Source organism: Neobacillus paridis (genome assembly GCF_016765675.1).
GTDB classification, from domain to species: domain Bacteria; phylum Bacillota; class Bacilli; order Bacillales; family Cytobacillaceae; genus Neobacillus; species Neobacillus paridis.
This window is the reverse complement of sequence record NZ_JAESWB010000366.1, coordinates 1-689: the sequence shown is the minus strand read 5'-3', so window position 1 is coordinate 689 and position 689 is coordinate 1. Positions and strand designations below refer to the sequence as shown.

The 689-nt window shown below is 60.5% G+C and carries 2 protein-coding genes; both read right to left on the bottom strand.

The genetic code is table 11. From position 1 onward, the window contains the following. Window positions 1-124: ribosome recycling factor (locus JK635_RS29225; RefSeq protein WP_498043899.1), on the bottom strand; the 124-nt coding region annotated here is incomplete at its 3' end. Between the two features lie 84 nt (window positions 125-208). Next, complete coding sequence (locus JK635_RS29220; protein ID WP_498043898.1) at window positions 209-625, bottom strand: uridine monophosphate kinase; 417 nt, start codon at window positions 623-625, stop codon at window positions 209-211. Window positions 626-689 lie beyond the last annotated feature (64 nt).

Sequence of the window (689 nt, the reverse complement as noted above, 5' to 3'; positions counted from 1 at the left end):
CCTGGCTCAGCTGAGTGGGGTTGCCGTAGTAATCCACTTTCACATGGTCGAGGATGCCGGCGTGGGCACGGCCGGTGCGCACCTTGGCCAGATCGGCCTTGAGCGTCTCGATCGACTTGTTCATCTTCTGTTCGGTGGTTTTCTTGACGTCGGCGACAGTCATGCTGCTCTCCTGTTATTCACAAATGTTGGAGTTCGTTTGGTCGTATTAAACATGCACCAGGGTGCCCTCGTCCTCGCCCATCACGATGCGGCTCAGCGCGCCAGGCTTGAGGATGGAANGGCACAGCGCAAAGGCGGTAGCGTCCATCACCTGCAAATGCTTGGAAATGGCCTCGTCAAAGCTGATGCTCGCATAACGGGTGGCGGAAGCATCCTTGTTCGGGTCGGCGCTGTAGACGCCGTCAACCTTGGTTGCCTTCAGCACCACCTCGGCGCCGATTTCCGAGCCGCGCAGCGCAGCGGCGGTATCGGTAGTAAAGAACGGATTGCCGGTGCCGGCGGCGAAGATCACCACCTTGCCCTCTTCCAGATACTGCAGCGCCTTGGGCCGCACATAGGGCTCCACGACCTGCTCGATGCTGATGGCCGACATCACTCGTGCGGTCATGCCGAACTGGCGCATCGCGTCTGCCAGGGCCAGGGAATTCATCACCGTGGCCAGCATGCCCATGTAGTCGGCGGTGGCG